An 18,404-nucleotide genomic window follows, 5' to 3' on the forward strand; every position below is an offset into this window, starting at 1 on the left:
ACCTTTTTTATTGCCCGCAGGGTTTATTGACTTTGATTTTTTATTGAAGTATATTTAAGCACTTTCTTACAAACCAAAATCTAAAGCTATGAAGCTTATCTACACTATGGTGATAGTGTGTGCCTGCCTGTTCCTTCCACATCAAATGATAGCCCAGGGCCGTGTGGTGACCGGACGCGTTATTGCTGCCGGCAGCAACGAAGCCTTACCGGGTGTGAGCATTCAGCTCAGGGGAAGCGCCAGAGGTACCATTACCCAACCCGATGGCAGCTTCCGCATAGAAGTGCCCGGCAGTAATGCCATTCTTTATTTCACCTTCGTAGGCTACCTCTCCAAAGAAGTGGCCGTGAAAGACCAGCAAAACATTCAGGTAACATTGGAGCCCGATAGCCATAGCCTCGACCAGGTGGTGGTAACGGCGCTGGGTATACGAAAAGAGAAGCGCGCCCTCGGCTACTCCGTACAGGATGTTAGCGGCGCAGATCTTGTGCAGTCAAAACAATCGAATGTAGTGAATGCCCTGCAAGGTAAAGTAGCAGGCGTGCAGATATCCAGCACCGGCGGCGCACCCGGCCAGGGTTCCCGTATTGTGATACGCGGCATCAACTCCGCTGACCCACTTCGCAATAACCAGCCGCTCTTCGTAGTGGATGGCGTTACCATCGACAATGATACCTATACCACTGGCGGCGCCGACAACCGCGGCATGAGTAACCGCGCAGCCGATATCAATCCTGATGATATCGAAAGCATCTCCGTATTGAAAGGTGGCGCGGCCACCGCCCTGTACGGCCTGCGTGCCGCCAACGGCGCCATCATCATCACCACCAAATCCGGCAAGGCCGGCCGCCTGCGCCTCAGCTACAGCACCTCCTACGGCTTCGACCGCGTAGGTAAAACGCCCGACGTACAAAGCACCTACACGCAAGGCAACATGGGCGTTTATGATAACCAGAGCTTCTGGCCCTCCTGGGGCCCCACTGTAGAGCAGGCCCGCAAACTGGATTCTACACATCCCGCGGAACTCTTCAACAACTACCGCCAGGCCTACAATACCGGGCAACAATTCCGCAACACCCTGAGCCTCAGCGGCGGTTCGGAAAAACTGGTGTATGCAGCTTCCATCTCTCAACTGAATCAAAACGGTATCCTGCCTTTCAGCAATTATAAGAACTACTCCGCCCGCGTGAGCGGCGATGCAAAGCTGAGCGACAAATTTCGTATGGGCGTTTCCGTTAACTATATCAATTCAGGGGGCAATCGTGCCAACCCCGACCGCTACGGTGAACAGATGATCTACTGGGCGCCCCGCTGGGATATGCGCGATTACATCAAGCCCGATGGCACACAAAAAACCTATGGCTCCACTGATAACCCAATCTATGAATTGTATACCAACCGCTTTGAAGATAATGTGAACCGCATGATCGGTAATGTGCATTTCCTGTATTCACCATTCAAATGGGTGGATATCTCTTACCGCGCCGGTACTGATTTCTTTACCGACGCACGCACCCACGCTGCGCCAGGTCCCAAAGGTGCGGTGGGCGAGGTGCCCAACGGTGATAACGGTGCAGGCTTTGTAGATGAGTACAATCTTAAAGTGCGTTCTCTCAGCTCTACACTCATGGTGAACTTCAAAAATAATATCGGCTCCCGCCTTAGTTCCGATCTGAAAATAGGCCAGGATATCTTCGACAAAAAAATCAAACGCGTTTCTACTGAAGCAGATACGCTCGATATCCCTGACCTGCTCATCTTACAGAACGCCAAGAAAGTAGTCACCGAACAATACCTCGAAAACTATTACCTGATGGGCTTTTTCGCAGACTGGTCACTGGCCTGGGATCACTATCTCTATCTCACCCTCTCCGGTAGAACAGATATCAGTTCTACCTTGCCGGTTAACCATCGCGCATTCTTCTATCCATCTGCCAGTTTGTCGTACGTGTTCAGTGAACACCTCAAGGCGCCAACGAATATTTTCTCTTATGGTAAATTACGTGTGTCGTATGCGAAAGTGGGTAAAGACGCGGTACCCTACAGTACCAACTCCGGCTTTGTACCCCTCACTGGTGGCCCGATTGGCAGCAGCGTGATCGGCTGGACACGTGCGGACCGGCGCGGTGATCCACATCTCAAACCGGAATTTACCAACACCTTTGAAGCAGGTACCGAATTACGTTTCTGGAATAATCGTATAGGCCTTGACGTTACCTGGTACACTTCCAAAAGTGAAGACCTCCTCATCCCGGTGAAACTATCCAACAGCACCGGCTACGATGAGTTATATACCAATGCCGGCTCTATCCGCAACCATGGCGTGGAATTGTCGCTCAGCGCCACGCTCATCCAGCAAAAGAAATTCAGCTGGGATATGCGCGTCAACTATTCTTCCAACCGTAACGAAGTGTTGAGCCTCGGCCGCGACCTCACCGAAGTACCGGTAGCCACACAAAGTGGATACGCAGGTTCCAGTCCTACGATGAAGTACATCCCGGGATACCCGGTGGGCGCTATTTTCGGTACCAGCTATCTGCGTTACTACGGCAGCGACAAAGAAAATCCGATCCTGATCGATTACAGCAAACCGGTGGTGATCGGCAACAGCGGCGCCAAAGCAGGATTCCCGCTGGTGAACTCTGCACAGAAGTACCTGGGCAACTCACAACCTAAATGGATCGGCAGTCTCTCTAATACCTTTAATTATGGTCCTTTGTCTTTGTCTATTTTGTTCGATACCCGGCAGGGTGTGAAAAAATATAACCAGCTGGCCAACTTCATGGCATCCTTTGGCGAATCGGCCATCACAGGCAATCGCGCCGACCAGGTAACATTCGGCGGTGTACATGCCGATGGTACGCCTAACACCACTAAAGTATATCTGCAACAAGGGGTAGGGCCTGATGGCCGTAATTATGGCGCTGGTTACTATCGCCTGGTATACCGTGCGGTAACGGAGAACTTTATCGAAGATGCATCGTGGATCCGCCTGAGGACGATCAGTCTCACATACCAGTTGCCGCCCGCTATGCTGGCCCGTACGCATTTCATCTCCGGCGCCACGCTTACGCTCACAGGTACTAATCTATGGCTGCATACCAAATATACCGGCTTTGATCCGGAGGCCAGCTCTTTCAATGCCGCCAGTAACGTAGATGCCTTTGCAGGGTTCACTTACCCTACTACCAAGGGTTTCCTCGCCACGCTTAATGTTACCTTCTAAAAACGGATGATCATGAAAAGAACACTCCATATATTATATAGCGCATTGCTGGTATTATGTGTTGCAGCTTGCAGCAAGAACCTGGATATCAACGACAATCCCAACCAGGCCACCAAACCGCCGATCAACGGATCGCTGGCGGCTACCACGTATAATACGGCTTTCAATATTTACCGGGTGAGCAATATCACCTCATACTATATGCAATACCTGGCTTCGCCAAGGGCCGCCAGCGCCGCCGACGTGTATGAAGCCACTGACTACAGCGGCACCTGGAAAAACCTGTATCACAACATGACCGACATAAAAGATATGATACAGCAGGGGAGAGACCTCGGCGCTGCGCAGCACGTTGGTGTTGGCGAAGTGCTGATGGCATTGAACCTGGAGATGGTGAACGACCTTTGGGGCAGCGCGCCCTATACGCAGGCTTTCAACGTGGAATACCTGCAACCCGCCTACACAGCCGATGACAGCCTGTACACATATTGCCTTCAGTTACTCGATGATGGCATCACGCAGCTGAAGCGCACCGATGCCAAATATGTGCTCGATCCGGTGAAAGACCTGCTCCACGGCGGTAACAGCGCTGCCTGGATCAAAACGGCCTATACGCTGAAAGCCAGGATTTTAAACCATATCTCTAAAAAATCGAAGTATGATGCAGCCGCTATCCTGGCCGCTATCGCCAACGGCTATACGAATAATTCAGACGATGCACAACTCACGCAGTTTCAGTCGCTCAGTCCCTGGAACCAGGCTGTGGTCAATAATAACAGTAACCTGCTCGACGGCTGGATGAGCGATCATTTCATCAAGGCATTGAACGGCGCCACCTTCGGCGTAGCAGATCCACGTTTGCCATTGATCACGGACACTACCATCTACGGCGACTACCGCGGCACCGTAAATGGCGCGGGCGGCACCAGCTCCAATACCGACGGCAAGCTGTGCTACCTCTCGGACAGAGGTTTCTATTCCAAGCCCGGCGCGCCGCTGATGGTGGCCACCAACGCAGAGTGCCGTTTCATTGAAGCCGAAGCCGCCTTCCGCAGCAACGACAAGGCCCGCGCCTACAGCGCCTACCTCGCCGGCATCAAAGCGCATATGGACAAACTCGGCGTAGATCCCGCTAAACGTGACGCCTATACGAATAATCCGATCGTTGCCGTAGGAGCCGCCAACATCACCCTCGACCTGATCCTCAAAGAAAAGTACGTCGCCCAGTTCCTCATGCCCGACGCCTGGAACGACGGCCGCCGCTACGACTACCAATACAAAAACTTCAACCTGCCCGTTGGCGCGCTGCTGGGCAACGCCTTCATCCGCCGCCTGGCCTATCCCGATTCCGAGAAAGGCCGCAACAGCAAAAACGTCCCCACCGTGCAGCTGACGGACCACGTGTGGTGGGATCAATAAGCTCATGATTAAAGGATTAAAAGGATTAGCAGGATTTTTTTACAGGATTAATAAAGATTAAAAAAGGATTCGCGAAGATCAAATCGAACTGATCTTCGCGAATCCTTTTTTAATCTTTATTAATCCTGTAAAAAAATCCTGCTAATCCTTTTAATCCTTTAATCATGAGCTCAATAATCATGAGCTCAATGGAAAAATAAGTAGCCCAGCAATATCGCCGATACGATACCGAAGAAATCCGCTATCAGGCCGGCAGCCAGGGCATAGCGGGTTTTCTTGATGTTCACGGAGCCGAAGTAAACGGCCAGTATATAAAAGGTGGTTTCAGTGGTGCCTTGTATGATGCTCACCAGGCGCCCAACGAAGGAGTCGGGTTTTTCGCGGGTCATGATCTCTACCATCAGGGCGCGGGAGCCGCCGCCGCTGAGCGGTTTCATGAAGGCTACCGGTAACGCAGGTACGAAATCAGTGTTGAGGCCGAGCCAGCCGAAGAATATTTTGAGGCCGTTCACCAGGTAGTCCATACAGCCGGTGGCGCGGAAGGCGCTGATCGCCACCAGTATGCCCACCAGGTAAGGGATGATGCGGACCGAAATATTGAAGCCCTCTTTAGCGCCTTCGATGAACACATCATATACATTGATCTTTTTGATGATGCCCGAACCAAGGAATATCACAACGATGGCGAAGATGATACCGCCACCCAGACTGGCCGTTTTAGGTCCGATCTGATCCGGGGGCATGCTCTTTACCCAGTAGTAAAGGCCCGTTACCAGTAAGGCGAAGCACCCAAGAAATACGAGCACCGGCAGTTTAAAGAGATTGATACGTTGGTAGATGGCCACGGTGAACATACCTGCGATGAAGGCGATAAAAGTAGAAATGAGAATAGGGATGAACACATCCGCAGGGTTGGCCGCGCCGGCAGACATGCGCAGGGCGATCACCGAGGTAGGAATGAGGACCACGCCGGCCGTGTTGAGTACGAGGAACATGATCTGTGAATTGCTGGCCTCTTCCGGATGCGGATTCAGCTCCTGCAACTCCTTCATGGCTTTGAGGCCCATCGGGGTGGCGGCATTGTCCATGCCCAGAGCGCTGGCAGAAAAATTCATCAGCATAGAACCCATAGCCGGATGGCCCTTGGGTATCTGTGGAAACAGCTTGGAAAAGAAAGGATTCACCAGCCTGGAAAACCTGGCGATCATGCCGCCAGCTTCACCTACCCGCATGATGCCCAGCCAGAAGGTCATGACACCAATGAGCCCGATAGATATCTCTGCGCCGGTTTTGGCGCTGGACATCATCCCGTTCATCACCTGCCCGAAAACAACCGTATCGCCGAGGAAAAATGTCTTGAAAGCCGCTACTATAAAGGAAATAAGAAAGAATGCCAGCCAGACGTAGTTAAGAGCCATGTGTTATTTTATTGGTGATCAGTTTTTATATTTTCAGTGAAGATAATCAACAAATAAGCATATCTTTGCGCAAATTTTTAAAAATGGCTTTGCAAGCAGGAATTGTAGGATTGCCGAATGTAGGGAAATCGACTTTGTTTAATGCGGTGAGCAACAGCGCCAAGGCGCAGGCCAGCAACTACCGCTTCTGTACAATAGAACCTAATGTAGGACTGGTAGACGTTCCGGATGCCCGCCTCCAGAAACTGGAAGAGCTGGTGAAACCGAATCGCGTAGTACCTACCACTATTGAATTTGTAGATATTGCCGGTCTTGTAAAGGGCGCCAGCAAAGGGGAAGGACTTGGGAACAAGTTCCTGGCCAACATTCGCGAAGTGGACGCCATCGTACACGTGATCCGCTGCTTCGAAGATGATAACATCCTCCGCGAAGAAGGCCCTATCAACCCGGTAGCCGATAAGGATATCATCGATACCGAGTTGCAGCTGAAAGACCTCGAAAGCGTAGAGAAGAAAATCTCCCGCACCGAGAAAATGGCTAAAACCGGTGGCGACCCGAAAGCAAAAAGAGAATTCGAAATACTGAAACAATGCCAGGCCCACCTGGAACAAGGCCGCAATATCCGTGAGCTGAACCTGAGCAAGGAAGACCGCAGCGCAATCGCCGATCTGTTCCTCCTCACCGAAAAGCCCGTACTGTATGTGGCTAACGTAGATGAAGGCTCCATCCACACCGGCAACAAGTTCTCACAAGCCTTGCAGGAAGCCGTGAAAGCGGAAAATGCCCAGGTGATCGTTATGAACAACTCTATCGAAGCGCAGATATCCGAAATGGAAGAACCGGCAGATAAAGAACTGTTCCTCTCTGAATACGGTCTTACCGAGCCAGGCCTCAACCGCCTGATCCGCTCCGCTTACGAGCTGCTGGAACTCATCACTTACTTCACCGCCGGCGTACAGGAAGTGCGCGCCTGGACGATCCACAAAGGCTGGAAAGCCCCGCAGGCCGCCAGCGTGATCCACACCGATTTTGAAAAAGGCTTCATCAAGGCAGAAGTGATCGCCTATGATGATTACGTAAAATACGGCTCCGAAACCGCCGCCCGCGATAACGGCCGCCTCCGCATTGAAGGCAAAGAATATATCGTAGCCGATGGCGATGTGATGCACTTCCGTTTCAACGTATAGCCGTTAACGAAGGTTACAACAAAAATTTAGGGATTTGAGGATTTACGAATGTAAGGATTGTATCGACGTTATATTTTAAACAACATAACATCCATACAATCCTTACATTCGTAAATTCTCAAATCCCTAAATTCTTACATCCCTAAATTCTTACATTCGTAAATTCTCCCATCCCTAAATTTCTAAAGGTTATAACCCAGAGAGGCGTACCATTGCGCACCTACGGTGGGGTTACCCCATGACTGTATATATGCTTTGTTGAGTACATTGGCGCCGCCAATCTTCAAAGTAGTCTTGATCTTCGGGAACAGTTTACTCACCTGTGCATCCAGTGTGCCATAGGCAGGCATATTGCCTTGCTGCATCACATTCACGATAGGGTTCACGAAAGTAGATTGCCAGAGGAAGGCATCCTGCCATCTCCAGGTAACGTTGAAGCCTATATTACTTTTCGCGATGTTGCGGTTGCCCACATACAGGTTGTAACGGATCTTTGGCGTGTTATACATCGGGATGAAACTGCCAAGATCTTGCTGGTCCAGCAATTCATTGTACGATACGTTACCGCCTGCCACGAAATTCGCTGGCAGCGAGTAATCCAGGCCGAGGGCCCATCCCCAGGATTTGATGTTCTTATCCAGACTAACCGGCACCGAAAAGATCGTATTGCCGCTGGCGCCTGGCTTCACCAGTATTTGCGGGCCATTGAAGTTCTTGAAGGTATTGTAATATACATAGGCGTCCAAGAGCAGTTTGTTACCGAAGAGGCCTTTGTAACCTGCTTCATACGCCTGGATTTTCTCCGGTTCGAAATCGCGGAAGGTGTATTGCTTGGGACTTCCAGCCTGTACAGATTCCAGCGTATATACCGGCCCCTGGTTCAATCCATAGCGATCGCGGAGGAAAGGCAGGCCGCCAATCAGGTGCGCCTGTGGCGTTACGAGGTCGATATATTGATCCTGGTTGGTAGGAATACGGAAACCCGTTTGATAAGATGCCCTGATATTGTGCGTTTCCAGGAACGTGTACACGGCTGATAAACGCGGGCTGAACTGGCCTTTGAAGTTCTCGTTCTTGTCGTAACGCAAAGAACCGGTGAGCTTCAGATGATCGTCTATCAAGGTTTTCATCAGCTGCACATAGCCGCCATATTCGTTGATGCGGAACTCATTGCCATTATCTTTCAGCGCAAACAGGGTTTTTTCAGAGTTAAGTGTATAGAGACGGTAGTTACCGCCAATCAGTATTTCAGCAAATTTCACCAGGTTGTGGAAATTGTACATAAACTCTGCCTGGTACAGATTGGTTTTGTCGGTGAAGCGTGCGCCTACGCCCGTGGCATCGCCGGGGATCGGTTTGTTTTTCACTTTATCGGCAGCGGCATCAAAGCCGGGAGTGCCGGGCAGCAAGCGACCGCTGTCGGCCTTGGCACGCGCGGCATTGGCGATATCTGCACGATGGGTGTTCATGAAATTCTGTGCGGCAGCATAGGCAGCATCGGGTGTGGCGCCGCCTGCGAGGGCCTGGCCATAAGCCTGTGCAAAGGCGCCGATGGAATTGGTGGTGTAATTACCGAAGTAATCGCCGTACCACTGCCGGCTGCTCTTCCAGGCTTCGTTGATACCGGAAGCCAGCGTACCAACGGCATAGCTGTCGCCGGATCTTTCCTGTGTGGTGTACAAACGAACGTAGAAGTCGGAACCTTTCAGCTCTGCCTTGTATTGTCCCATGCGGAAGTTCTTGATCGCATAACGGTCGGCGCCGGTGTACACAGTAGTACCGGTACCATAACTGCCTTGTATAAACGCTTCCAGGTTTTCATGGATCTTGTAATGCAGGGCGCCATTGAATTTCAGGTTCTTGGTGTTGTAATCTGCTACATCCACTTCATCATAACCTGTGCGGCTTACATAAGCGTTGTTAACGCCGGGCATGGCGGCGTCGAATATTTTCTGTGGCGTGATGGTATTTTTAAATACTACGCTGGAAAGGTATCCCAGCTGCTGTGCGAGCGGGCTGGCGGGGTTGGCTAATTGTGCGCCAACAGTGGTGTACATGTTCTCATAATGTTCATCGCCATAAGTATTGATACCGTTGTATCCTTCGTTATTGGCCCTGGTACCGTCTTGCAGCGTGTGGCCATTCAGCAGGCTCTGGTCGCGCTTATCATAAGCCTGCCAGTCTTTCGCTTTAATATAACCAACATTCAGTTTGAATGCCCATTTGTTATTGAATGCTTTGGCATAGCGTACGGCTACGTCGTAATAGCCGGTGGTGGCTTGGGTGCGGCCATTGTCGTTCAGCACGCCGGATTTTACGATCGCGCTCAGGCCCTGGTACTGGAAGGGATTTTTACTGTTGAGCAGCACGATACCATTGAGCGCATTGGGGCCATACAGTGCGGAAGCTGCGCCAGGTATGAGTTCTACGTTATCCATATCCAGCTCGGTGATACCAACGATATTGCCCACGGAGAAGTTGAGGCCGGGCGCCTGGTTATCCATACCATCGATGAGTTGCAATACACGGGTGTTCCCATTGGCGTTGAAACCGCGGGTGTTCACGGATTTGAAGGTGAGCGATTGTGTGCTCATCTCCACGCCTTTCATGTTGGCGAGGGCGTCATAGAAAGTAGGAGCGGGAGAGGCTTTGATGGCGCGGGAATCCAGCTTTTCGATGGACACCGGCGATTTCAGAATGCTTTCCTGTACGCGGCTGGCAGCTACTACTACTTCCTGCCCAAGTATTTCAGTGGACACCAGCTGCACCGTGATGCTGCTGCCGGCGCTGGTAACTTCCGTTTCCACTGGTTTATAGCCTACATATGAGAAAACCAGCGTGAGTGGCATGGTATGCGTGGTTTTGAACTGGAACCCGCCACCGCTGCCAGTGATCGTACCGGCGGTAGATCCTTTGATGCTAACGGTAACGCCGGGCATAGGAGTACCAGTGTTCTTGTCTGTTACAGTACCGCTAAGTGTTGTGGTTGTTGGAGTTTGTGCCTGGATTACCATCGATAGGGATAATAACAGTAACAAGGAGCCCAAACAAGCCTTGAGTAAAGTGCTTTTCATACACAGTGGAGGTTTAAGTTTTGTGTTTGATGTAGACCTTGGTTGTGACAGATTAAATATAAGGATTTTATAAATAAGAAAACGGCCCTGCGGTATCGCAGGGCCGTTTTTCTTATTTATTTTTTACCACCATTCGGTCAGTATCGCACCGATCTTTTCAAACTCGATCAGGAAGCCATCATGACCATAGGAAGAATCAATTTCGAGATAGATGGCATGGGGAAGATGCGCAGCGAGCAGTTGCTGTTCTTCAGGCGGACAAAGGATATCGCTGGTAATGCCGATCAGCAGTACTTGCTGTTTGATCTGTGATAAAGCTGTGGCAATATCTTCACAACGGCCGCGGGCGATGTTGTGGCTGTCCATCGCTTTCGACAGCAACCAGTAGGATTGCGCATTGAAGCGGTTCACCAGTTTCTCGCCCTGGTATTTGATATAGGAAGATGCTTTGAAATCATCTGTTTTTTCTTTGTCGGGGTCCGACTGTGTACGCACAAAGGTCTGATAGTTGCGATAGGTGAGCATACCGATGGCCCTCGCCGCTTTGAGGCCTCTGGCGCCGGCTTGCGGATGATCCTGTTGCCAGGTTTCATCTGCTTCGATCGCCAGTCGCTGCGCGGTGTGGATAGCAATACCCCAGGCGCTTTCCGCTGCGCCGGTGCTCAGAAGGAACAGGCGGTCGATGACGGCAGGCTCTGTGAGCGCCCATTCCAGTACCTGGTAGCCTCCCATGGAACCGCCGATGAGCAGCCCGATATGTTGAATGCCGAGATGCTGACGCAACAGGATGTGCGCCTGCACCATATCACGGATGGTGATAGCCGGAAAGCTGCGGTACCAGGGCTTTCCCGTATCGGGGTTTATCGTTTGCGGCCCTGAGCTGCCATAGCAGGAGCCCAGGATATTGGCGCACACCACAAAGTGCTTCGAAGGATCAATCGCGCGGCCATGGCCGATCAGGCCAGACCACCAATCCGCCACATCGCTGTTGGCCGTCAAGGCATGACACACCCACACCACGTTACGCCCGTCGGGCTGCATCGTGCCATAAGTGTGATAGGCGATATGAACTTCGGGTAATACCTCCCCGGATTCGAGGCGGAACGCCACTTTGCTATGAAATACCTTTGCCGACAAATCAGTAGAAATTTTCGCAAAGCTAATAGTTTCCCGCAAAGACGCAAAGCAGCAAAGCAATAATGCAGCGGAAACAGAAACGGATTTGCCTTCGCTGCATTATTGCTTTGCTGCTTTGCGTCTTTGCGGGAAACCCGTTATCTTTGACGTAAGAAATTTTTTTTATGAAGATATCATTACAAAGAATAGACGACGGATTCAATATGGAAGCAGTGGACGAAAACGGCCACAAAGTACTGATGGACTCCTCCCTCGAAAATGGTGGTAAGAACAATGGCGTCCGCCCCATGCAGATGCTGATCATGGGCCTTGGTGGCTGCTCCGCCATCGATGTAGTGATGATCCTCAAGAAACAACGCCAGGAGATCACCGACTTCCGTATCGAAATAGAAGCAGACAGGGAAAAAGGCAAAGAACCTTCTCTCTGGGAAACCGCTCATATCGTCTTCTATCTTTCCGGTAATGTAGATGCAGACAAAGCTGCAAGAGCCGTAGAACTCTCCATGAACAAATATTGTTCTGTAGCAGAAACCCTGCGTAAGTCAAACACCAAACTTACCTGGGAAGTGAAAGTGAATGCATAATTGAAGAAACCACCCATATTCATGAACCAGGAAAATCAATACCAGCCGGAAACCAACGCAGTAAGGATACAGACAGCCAGAACAGACCAGATGGAGCACTCCACACCCATGTTCCTGACTTCCAGCTTTTGTTTTGACGACGCAGAAGAAATGCGCGCCACCTTCGCGGATGAAACGGACTTCAATATCTACAGCCGTTTCAGCAATCCTAATGTAGACGAATTTGTGCAGAAGATGGTGGCCCTCGAAGGAGGAGAAGCCGGCTATGCCACATCTTCCGGCATGAGCGCGATCTTCGCCAGCTTCATGGCATTGCTCAAAGCAGGCGATCACCTGCTGTCGGCCCGCTCTATCTTTGGCTCCACACATACCGTGATCACCAAGTTCCTGCCGAAATGGGGCATTGAATATTCCTATTTCGATATGAACGATCCCGGTGGTATTGAAGCCATGATCAAGCCCAACACGAAAATGATCTTCGTGGAAACGCCCTCCAATCCTGGCCTTGAGATCATCGATATGGAACTGCTGGCCAATATTGCCAACAAACATAACATCATTCTCAACGTAGATAACTGTTTCGCTACACCGGTGCTGCAACGTCCTATCGCGGCGGGCGCCCACCTGGTAACGCATTCGGCCACCAAGTGGATCGATGGCCAGGGACGTGTGCTTGGCGGCGCCGTCATCGGTAAAAAAGAACTGATCAAAGAGATCTATACTTTCTGCAGAAGCACCGGCCCTGCCATGTCGCCCTTCAATGCATGGGTGCTGAGCAAAAGCCTGGAAACACTCTTCGTGCGCATGGAACGCCACTCTCAGAGTGCGCTGGCACTGGCGCAGGCGCTGGAAAACAATCCGCATCTGTCGACCGTGAAATATCCGTTCCTGCCCAGCCATCCGCAATATGCCATCGCCAAAAAGCAGATGAGCGGCGGCGGCGGCATCGTATGCTTTGAACTGAAAGGCGGCATACAAAGCGGCGTGCGCTTCCTCGATGCATTGCAACTGCTATCGCTCACGGCTAACCTGGGCGACAGCCGGAGTATCGCTTCTCATCCGGCCAGCACCACCCACGCCAAACTCACCGATGCGGAACGCGCTAGCGTAGGCATCACGCCAGGCCTCATCAGAATATCTGTAGGACTGGAAAACGTGAAAGACATTATCGCCGATATCGAACAAGCACTGGAAAAAAGCAAATAGAAATATTTATGGATGGATTTGTGGATTTACGGATTTGAAGAGATGATTCAAATCCGTAAATCCGTAAATTCGTAAATCCACAAATCCGTAAATTTTTATGAAATCCTTTGCCCATTTTCTTCTCATCCTGATACTTGCCTATGTGGCCGGTATGGTATTACCCTGGTGGAGCGCCCCGCTCGCCGCTTTCCTGATCACATTAATGTATCCCTTATCACCCGGCAAGGCATTCTTTAACGGGCTGCTATCGGTTTTTGTATTGTGGCTGGCACTGGCCTTCTACCTGGATGTCCGTAATGACCATCTCCTCGCCAACCGTATGAGCGAAACCATCCTGAAAGTAAAGAGCGCCCCGCTGATGGGCGTAGTGAGCGCCCTCGTGGGCGGCCTGGTATCCGGTTTCGCCGCACTAACGGCAGCGTATATACGTATTCCGAAGAAAGTAACAACACACTAACTTATCGTGTGCTGTTAAAGTTGTGATAAATGCGGAGTGGCCTTTCCGGTAAAAAAGCCATACTACTACTTTTGGTCTATGATGAAATACCTGATCACCCTGTTCTGCCTGATCGCTGCCGGCAGCACTTATGCCAATACTGTCAAGGGACGTGTTACCGACGATAAAAATCAACCGCTCCCTTATGCAACAGTGCTGATCAAAGGAACCACCAATGGCACTACCACCAATGCTTCCGGTCAATACCAGCTGGAACTGGCTCCCGGTCAGTATACCGTTGTATGTCAGTATATCGGTTTCCGTAAAACAGAACAGCAGGTTAACGTCAACGCACCTACGACGCAGCTCGACTTCCACCTGCAACCCGTCAACATGCAGATCAAGGAAGTGGTGGTGAAAGCCGGTGGTGAAGATCCCGCCTACGCCATCATCCGGCAGGCCATCAAAAAACGGTCCTTCTACCAGCAACAGGTAAAGGAGTATACCTGCATGGCCTACAGCAAAGGCACCATCCAGATGAAAGGCATGCCCGACCGCTTTATGGGGCAGAAGATCGATAAGAAAGATGCCGGGGTAGACAGCCTCGGGCGCGGAATGGTTTTTCTCTCGGAGTCCATGACCAAAGTATCTGCGCGCCTGCCCGATAAAGTCAAACTGGAAGTGATATCCTCCCGCAAAAGCGGCGGGGGCTTCGGTTTGAGCTTCCCCGCCTTCATCAGCTTCTACGACAATAATGTGTCTGCCGTGATCACGCAGATGGGGCCGCGCGGCTATATTTCGCCCATCGCGCAGAACGCGCTGCTGTATTATAAATACCGGCTCGAAGGTACTTTTGTGGAAGATGGAAAGACGGTCAACAAGATCGCGGTGATACCCCGGCGTAAATTTGAACCGCTGTTCTCCGGTTTTATCTTTATTACAGATGAAGACTGGCGCATTCACAGCACCGATCTGATACTCACCTCCGAATACCAGCTGGAACTGATGGACACTTTGCGCATCCGGCAAACACATGTGCCGGTAACGCCGGAAGTATGGCGCACGAAAGATCAGCTGCTGCATCTCACTTTCAAGAAATTCGGCTTCGGTATGGAAGGTAATTTCGTCAACGTATATACGGATTACAACGTGCATCCCAACTTTCCGCCGAAATATTTCGACAAGGTTTTCCTGAAATATGATTCCGCTTTCGATAAGCAGCGCCCGCCTTACTGGGACAGCATCCGGCCGGTGCCCTTGGAAGAGGCGGAAGTAAAAGACTACCATGAAAAAGACAGTGCGGCGCAAGCCGCCCGCGATTCGGCCATGTCGCGCCACCACATTGATTCCCTGCAGAAAAAACAAAAGCCGGTGAAGCTGATGGACGTGCTATGGGGCGGCGTGCGGCATAACTATTACTTCCAGCGCGATAGCGCGATTGCCTATAACCAGTTCCGGATGAAATCATTGTTGAAGGCGCTGAAATACAATACAGTAGAGGGTTTGGTAGCAGCGATAGAACCCAGCATGACCTTTGATCTGGGAGAAGAAAAACAATTGCGTATCGTGCCATACCTGCGCTATGGATTCAGTAATACTCACTTCAACGCCTATACGGAAATTAAATACAACAGTGCCGGCCGTCTTTTTAACAGGTATGGCCACAATGAATGGACGCTGGCAGGAGGGAAGCGCATTTCACAATTCAACCAGGATAATCCGATAGATAATCTCTCCAATGAATTTTATACGCTGTTGTTCAAAGAAAATTACATGAAGCTGTATGAGAACTGGTTCGGGCAATTGCGCTACAGCCGTGTGTTTCAGCAGAACAACCGTTTCACCGCGGGCCTTACATATGAGAACCGCATGCCCGTAGAGAATACCGCTGATTTTGTGATCTTCCCTAACGACAAAAAAGCCTGGTTGCCCAATCACCCTTACGAGTTGGCTCATGTGCCATTTGAGCGGCATAGTGTGGTGGTGCTGGATATCAGCTATCGCTTCCAGCCCGGGCAAACTTTTGTGCAGCTGCCGGATAGAAAAATTCCTTTCGGATCAAAATACCCGGTGTTCGAGATTGGCTACAGCAAAGGGATTCCGGATATAGTTAATAGTGTGGTGGATTTTGATAAATGGGATGTATCGGTGAAAGACAATATGAATTTCAAATTGTTTGGCGAGTTCCGTTACCGCTTGGGCGCCGGTGGTTTCCTGAATGCGCGTAATGTGCAGCTGCCGGATTACCAGCATTTCAACGGCAATCAAACGTTTTACAATATCAAATACCTGAACAGTTTCCAGCTGGCGCCGTACTATCAATACAGCACAACGGCGGGCTTTTATGCCACTGCCAATGTAGAGCATCATTTCAATGGTTTGCTGACGAACAAGATACCTTGGTTCAACCGGCTGAAATGGAACCTGGTGGCGGGTTCTAACGCGTTCTATGTGAACGGCGACAATAACTATGTAGAAGTTTTTGCAGGACTGGAAAATATCCTGAAAGTATTGAGGGTAGATGTGATTGCGGGCTATCAGAGCAAAGACAATACGCGGGTGGGCGTAAGGCTTGGTTTCGGAGGTATATTCGGAAACCTGATCCGCTTTAATAACTAAACAACAATGATCGAATTTGAGAAAAGAGGGGCCCTGCTACCATTCTCAAATTCGACGTCTCTGATTACATGCGCACGGATCTTCTTCTTGTTGTTTTGATCTCTTTCTTGTCGAAAAAATAAGCCAGTAATCTATAGATCCAGATACCAACTACTGCGTAAATAAAATAAGTAATGTAAACACTCATAACATAACATTTAAGGGTTAAACAATAAAATTTGATTTGCTTCTCAAACCATTTTTCAAAATTGATGCCAATCGGGGTACGCTAACTTGGGTTCAAAGTTATATACAATAAATATCAAATAGTTATAAAACTATAGATGACTTTTTCACACTTTATGAACATTTGATCCTGATGAAGGCCCCAAAAAAGCTTCGCCAATTGAGTATGATTTCATCACACATAGATGTTAATCTTTATAGATAAAAAAACTGAATTTTTTTATCGGAAATTTTGGAATGCTAAAAATATTAGTATATTTGCCCAAGACATATAAGTTGTAGAAAAAGCCCTGGATATCTTACTGCATTGAGGTTCCGGGGCTTTTCTGCTTGACGGGTTACTAATTATATTAGTATGATTGGTGAAAACGCAGGCTAGTACTGTACCTTGCCGGCTTTGGAGTAAAACCACACTTTATCTGTTGCGCGGTCGTAATACACAACCACTTCGTTGCCGCCTTGAATGGTGCATATTACCTGGCCTCGATGGTATTTTGTTTGGGTAACGCCGCAGGACTCGGTGTGCCCTATGAAGAACTATTAGCCGGACTCTGAAAATATGCGATGATGTTGTATCTTTGCGGCCTGCAAAGAATCTGGGCCCTTTGAAAGGGAATAGATTTGAAATTTTGTTCACCAGGCAAGTGTCCTTAAAATTTCAAAACAAAAAATGGTATTACACAACAGAGTATCCGCCGCTGAACTGAGAGAACGGCTGGCCAAAGAAACATTTAAACGCGTTACCGTCTCCTTTTATCAGTACGCGAAAATCGCAGACCCACAGGCCTTTCGCGATTCACTTTACTCCTCGCTTTTTGCACTCGATGTATTCGGACGCATATACGTAGCGCACGAAGGTATCAACGCACAGATCAGTGTGCCGGAACATCATTTTGAGGCGTTCCGCGAAACATTATACGCCATCAGCTTCCTTAATGGCATCCGCCTCAACATCGCGGTAGATGATGACGGCAAGTCTTTCTTCGTACTGAAGATCAAAGTGAGGGAAAAGATTGTTGCAGACGGTATCGATGATCCCTCCTTTGATATGGACAACCGCGGCCAATACCTCGATGCCGCCGCCTTCAACAAACTCACCGATGATCCCGACACTATCATCGTGGATATGCGCAACCACTACGAATACGAAGTGGGCCATTTCGAAGGCGCCATAGAAGTGCCTTCCGACACCTTCCGCGAACAACTGCCCATGGCCGTTGACATGCTGAACGAACAGAAAGATAAGAACATCATCATGTACTGCACCGGTGGCATCCGCTGTGAAAAAGCCTCCGCCTACATGCTGCACAAAGGCTTCAAAAATGTATTCCACCTAGAAGGAGGCATCATCGAATACACCAACAAAGCCCGTCAACAAGGACTGCCCATCAAATTCAAAGGCAAAAATTTCGTATTCGACGAACGCCTCGGCGAACGCATCAGCGACGATATCATCAGTTACTGCCACCAATGCGGCGCCCCTTGCGATACCCATACCAATTGCCTCAACGATGGCTGTCACCTGCTCTTCATTCAATGCGAGAGCTGCGCTAAAAAATACGATGGCTGCTGCTCCGAAGCCTGCCAAACCACTCATGCACTCCCTCCCGAAGCACAAGCCGAAATGCGCAAAGGCATTGACAAAGGTTTGATGTTTAATAAATCCCGGCGCCGCCGGGGGCTCAGGATTATATGATTAGAAAGGATTAACAGGATTTCTTTTTTTATTATAAAGGATTAAAGGATTAACGAAGATTATGGAGGATGATAATACAATCTCCAATATAATCTTCGTTAATCCTTTAATCCTTTATAATAAAAGAAATCCTGTTAATCCTTTCTAATCATATAATCCTGAGCAAAAAAATCCGCC

Annotated in this window: 12 protein-coding genes; 8 read left to right on the forward strand and 4 right to left on the reverse strand. The window is 49.8% G+C overall.

Going from position 1 to position 18,404, the window contains the following annotated elements; genetic code table 11:
- The first annotated feature begins 88 nt into the window (after window positions 1–88).
- Complete coding sequence (locus FPG75_RS10435) at window positions 89–3,226, forward strand: SusC/RagA family TonB-linked outer membrane protein (protein ID WP_143306717.1); 3,138 nt, start codon at window positions 89–91, stop codon at window positions 3,224–3,226.
- Window positions 3,227–3,238: 12 nt separating this feature from the next.
- Window positions 3,239–4,645, forward strand: coding sequence for a SusD/RagB family nutrient-binding outer membrane lipoprotein (locus FPG75_RS10440; RefSeq protein ID WP_143306718.1), 1,407 nt, complete (start codon window positions 3,239–3,241; stop codon window positions 4,643–4,645).
- A 185-nt stretch (window positions 4,646–4,830) separates the two neighbouring features.
- Here the strand turns inward: FPG75_RS10440 and FPG75_RS10445 are convergent, their stop codons facing one another.
- Window positions 4,831–6,063, reverse strand: coding sequence for a nucleoside recognition domain-containing protein (locus FPG75_RS10445; RefSeq protein WP_143306719.1), 1,233 nt, complete (start codon window positions 6,061–6,063; stop codon window positions 4,831–4,833).
- Between the two features lie 83 nt (window positions 6,064–6,146).
- Between FPG75_RS10445 and ychF the strand changes: the two genes are divergently transcribed.
- Window positions 6,147–7,250, forward strand: a complete 1,104-nt coding sequence (ychF, locus tag FPG75_RS10450) for a redox-regulated ATPase YchF (protein ID WP_143306720.1) — start codon at window positions 6,147–6,149, stop codon at window positions 7,248–7,250.
- A 182-nt stretch (window positions 7,251–7,432) separates the two neighbouring features.
- Here ychF and FPG75_RS10455 read toward each other — a convergent pair whose 3' ends face one another.
- Window positions 7,433–10,324 carry a TonB-dependent receptor gene (locus FPG75_RS10455; RefSeq protein WP_143306721.1) on the reverse strand — a complete coding sequence of 964 codons (2,892 nt, stop codon included), beginning with the start codon at window positions 10,322–10,324 and terminating at the stop codon, window positions 7,433–7,435.
- 123 nt (window positions 10,325–10,447) lie between these two features.
- Window positions 10,448–11,461 (reverse strand): homoserine O-acetyltransferase MetX, encoded by a 1,014-nt coding sequence (gene metX, locus FPG75_RS10460; RefSeq protein WP_143306722.1) that lies wholly within the window; start codon window positions 11,459–11,461, stop codon window positions 10,448–10,450.
- Between the two features lie 164 nt (window positions 11,462–11,625).
- Here metX and FPG75_RS10465 point away from each other — a divergent pair, with 164 nt between their 5' ends.
- The 4 genes from FPG75_RS10465 to FPG75_RS10480 all read left to right on the forward strand — a co-directional run bounded on the left by FPG75_RS10465 (window position 11,626) and on the right by FPG75_RS10480 (window position 16,306).
- The gene (locus tag FPG75_RS10465; RefSeq protein ID WP_143306723.1) at window positions 11,626–12,045 is read left to right on the forward strand and encodes an OsmC family protein; all 420 of its coding nucleotides are present in this window, start codon (window positions 11,626–11,628) and stop codon (window positions 12,043–12,045) included.
- A 21-nt stretch (window positions 12,046–12,066) separates the two neighbouring features.
- Window positions 12,067–13,251, forward strand: a complete 1,185-nt coding sequence (locus tag FPG75_RS10470) for an O-succinylhomoserine sulfhydrylase (protein WP_143306724.1) — start codon at window positions 12,067–12,069, stop codon at window positions 13,249–13,251.
- Between the two features lie 97 nt (window positions 13,252–13,348).
- Window positions 13,349–13,708: a hypothetical protein gene (locus FPG75_RS10475; RefSeq protein ID WP_143306725.1), complete on the forward strand. Its 360-nt coding sequence runs from the start codon at window positions 13,349–13,351 to the stop codon at window positions 13,706–13,708.
- Window positions 13,709–13,786: 78 nt separating this feature from the next.
- Complete coding sequence (locus FPG75_RS10480) at window positions 13,787–16,306, forward strand: DUF5686 and carboxypeptidase regulatory-like domain-containing protein (RefSeq protein WP_143306726.1); 2,520 nt, start codon at window positions 13,787–13,789, stop codon at window positions 16,304–16,306.
- A 64-nt stretch (window positions 16,307–16,370) separates the two neighbouring features.
- Here FPG75_RS10480 and FPG75_RS26305 read toward each other — a convergent pair whose 3' ends face one another.
- On the reverse strand, window positions 16,371–16,493 hold the full coding sequence (locus tag FPG75_RS26305) for a hypothetical protein (protein ID WP_262712049.1): 123 nt from the start codon (window positions 16,491–16,493) through the stop codon (window positions 16,371–16,373).
- 708 nt (window positions 16,494–17,201) lie between these two features.
- Between FPG75_RS26305 and trhO the strand changes: the two genes are divergently transcribed.
- Window positions 17,202–18,227, forward strand: a complete 1,026-nt coding sequence (trhO, locus tag FPG75_RS10485) for an oxygen-dependent tRNA uridine(34) hydroxylase TrhO (protein WP_143306727.1) — start codon at window positions 17,202–17,204, stop codon at window positions 18,225–18,227.
- Window positions 18,228–18,404: the final 177 nt, after the last annotated feature.

It is taken from the genome of Chitinophaga vietnamensis (genome assembly GCF_902167635.1).
GTDB lineage: Bacteria > Bacteroidota > Bacteroidia > Chitinophagales > Chitinophagaceae > Chitinophaga > Chitinophaga vietnamensis.

What these genes read in the sequence shown, in the direction of transcription:
- FPG75_RS10435 (WP_143306717.1), top strand. Translation starts at nt 89, where the DNA reads ATGAAGCTTATCTACACTATGGTGATAGTGTGTGCCTGCCTGTTCCTT.
- FPG75_RS10470 (WP_143306724.1), top strand. Translation starts at nt 12,067, where the DNA reads ATGAACCAGGAAAATCAATACCAGCCGGAAACCAACGCAGTAAGGATA.
- FPG75_RS10445 (WP_143306719.1), bottom strand. Translation starts at nt 6,063, where the DNA reads ATGGCTCTTAACTACGTCTGGCTGGCATTCTTTCTTATTTCCTTTATA.
- ychF (WP_143306720.1), top strand. Translation starts at nt 6,147, where the DNA reads ATGGCTTTGCAAGCAGGAATTGTAGGATTGCCGAATGTAGGGAAATCG.
- FPG75_RS10455 (WP_143306721.1), bottom strand. Translation starts at nt 10,324, where the DNA reads ATGAAAAGCACTTTACTCAAGGCTTGTTTGGGCTCCTTGTTACTGTTA.
- FPG75_RS10440 (WP_143306718.1), top strand. Translation starts at nt 3,239, where the DNA reads ATGAAAAGAACACTCCATATATTATATAGCGCATTGCTGGTATTATGT.
- trhO (WP_143306727.1), top strand. Translation starts at nt 17,202, where the DNA reads ATGGTATTACACAACAGAGTATCCGCCGCTGAACTGAGAGAACGGCTG.
- FPG75_RS26305 (WP_262712049.1), bottom strand. Translation starts at nt 16,493, where the DNA reads ATGAGTGTTTACATTACTTATTTTATTTACGCAGTAGTTGGTATCTGG.
- FPG75_RS10480 (WP_143306726.1), top strand. Translation starts at nt 13,787, where the DNA reads ATGATGAAATACCTGATCACCCTGTTCTGCCTGATCGCTGCCGGCAGC.
- FPG75_RS10465 (WP_143306723.1), top strand. Translation starts at nt 11,626, where the DNA reads ATGAAGATATCATTACAAAGAATAGACGACGGATTCAATATGGAAGCA.
- FPG75_RS10475 (WP_143306725.1), top strand. Translation starts at nt 13,349, where the DNA reads ATGAAATCCTTTGCCCATTTTCTTCTCATCCTGATACTTGCCTATGTG.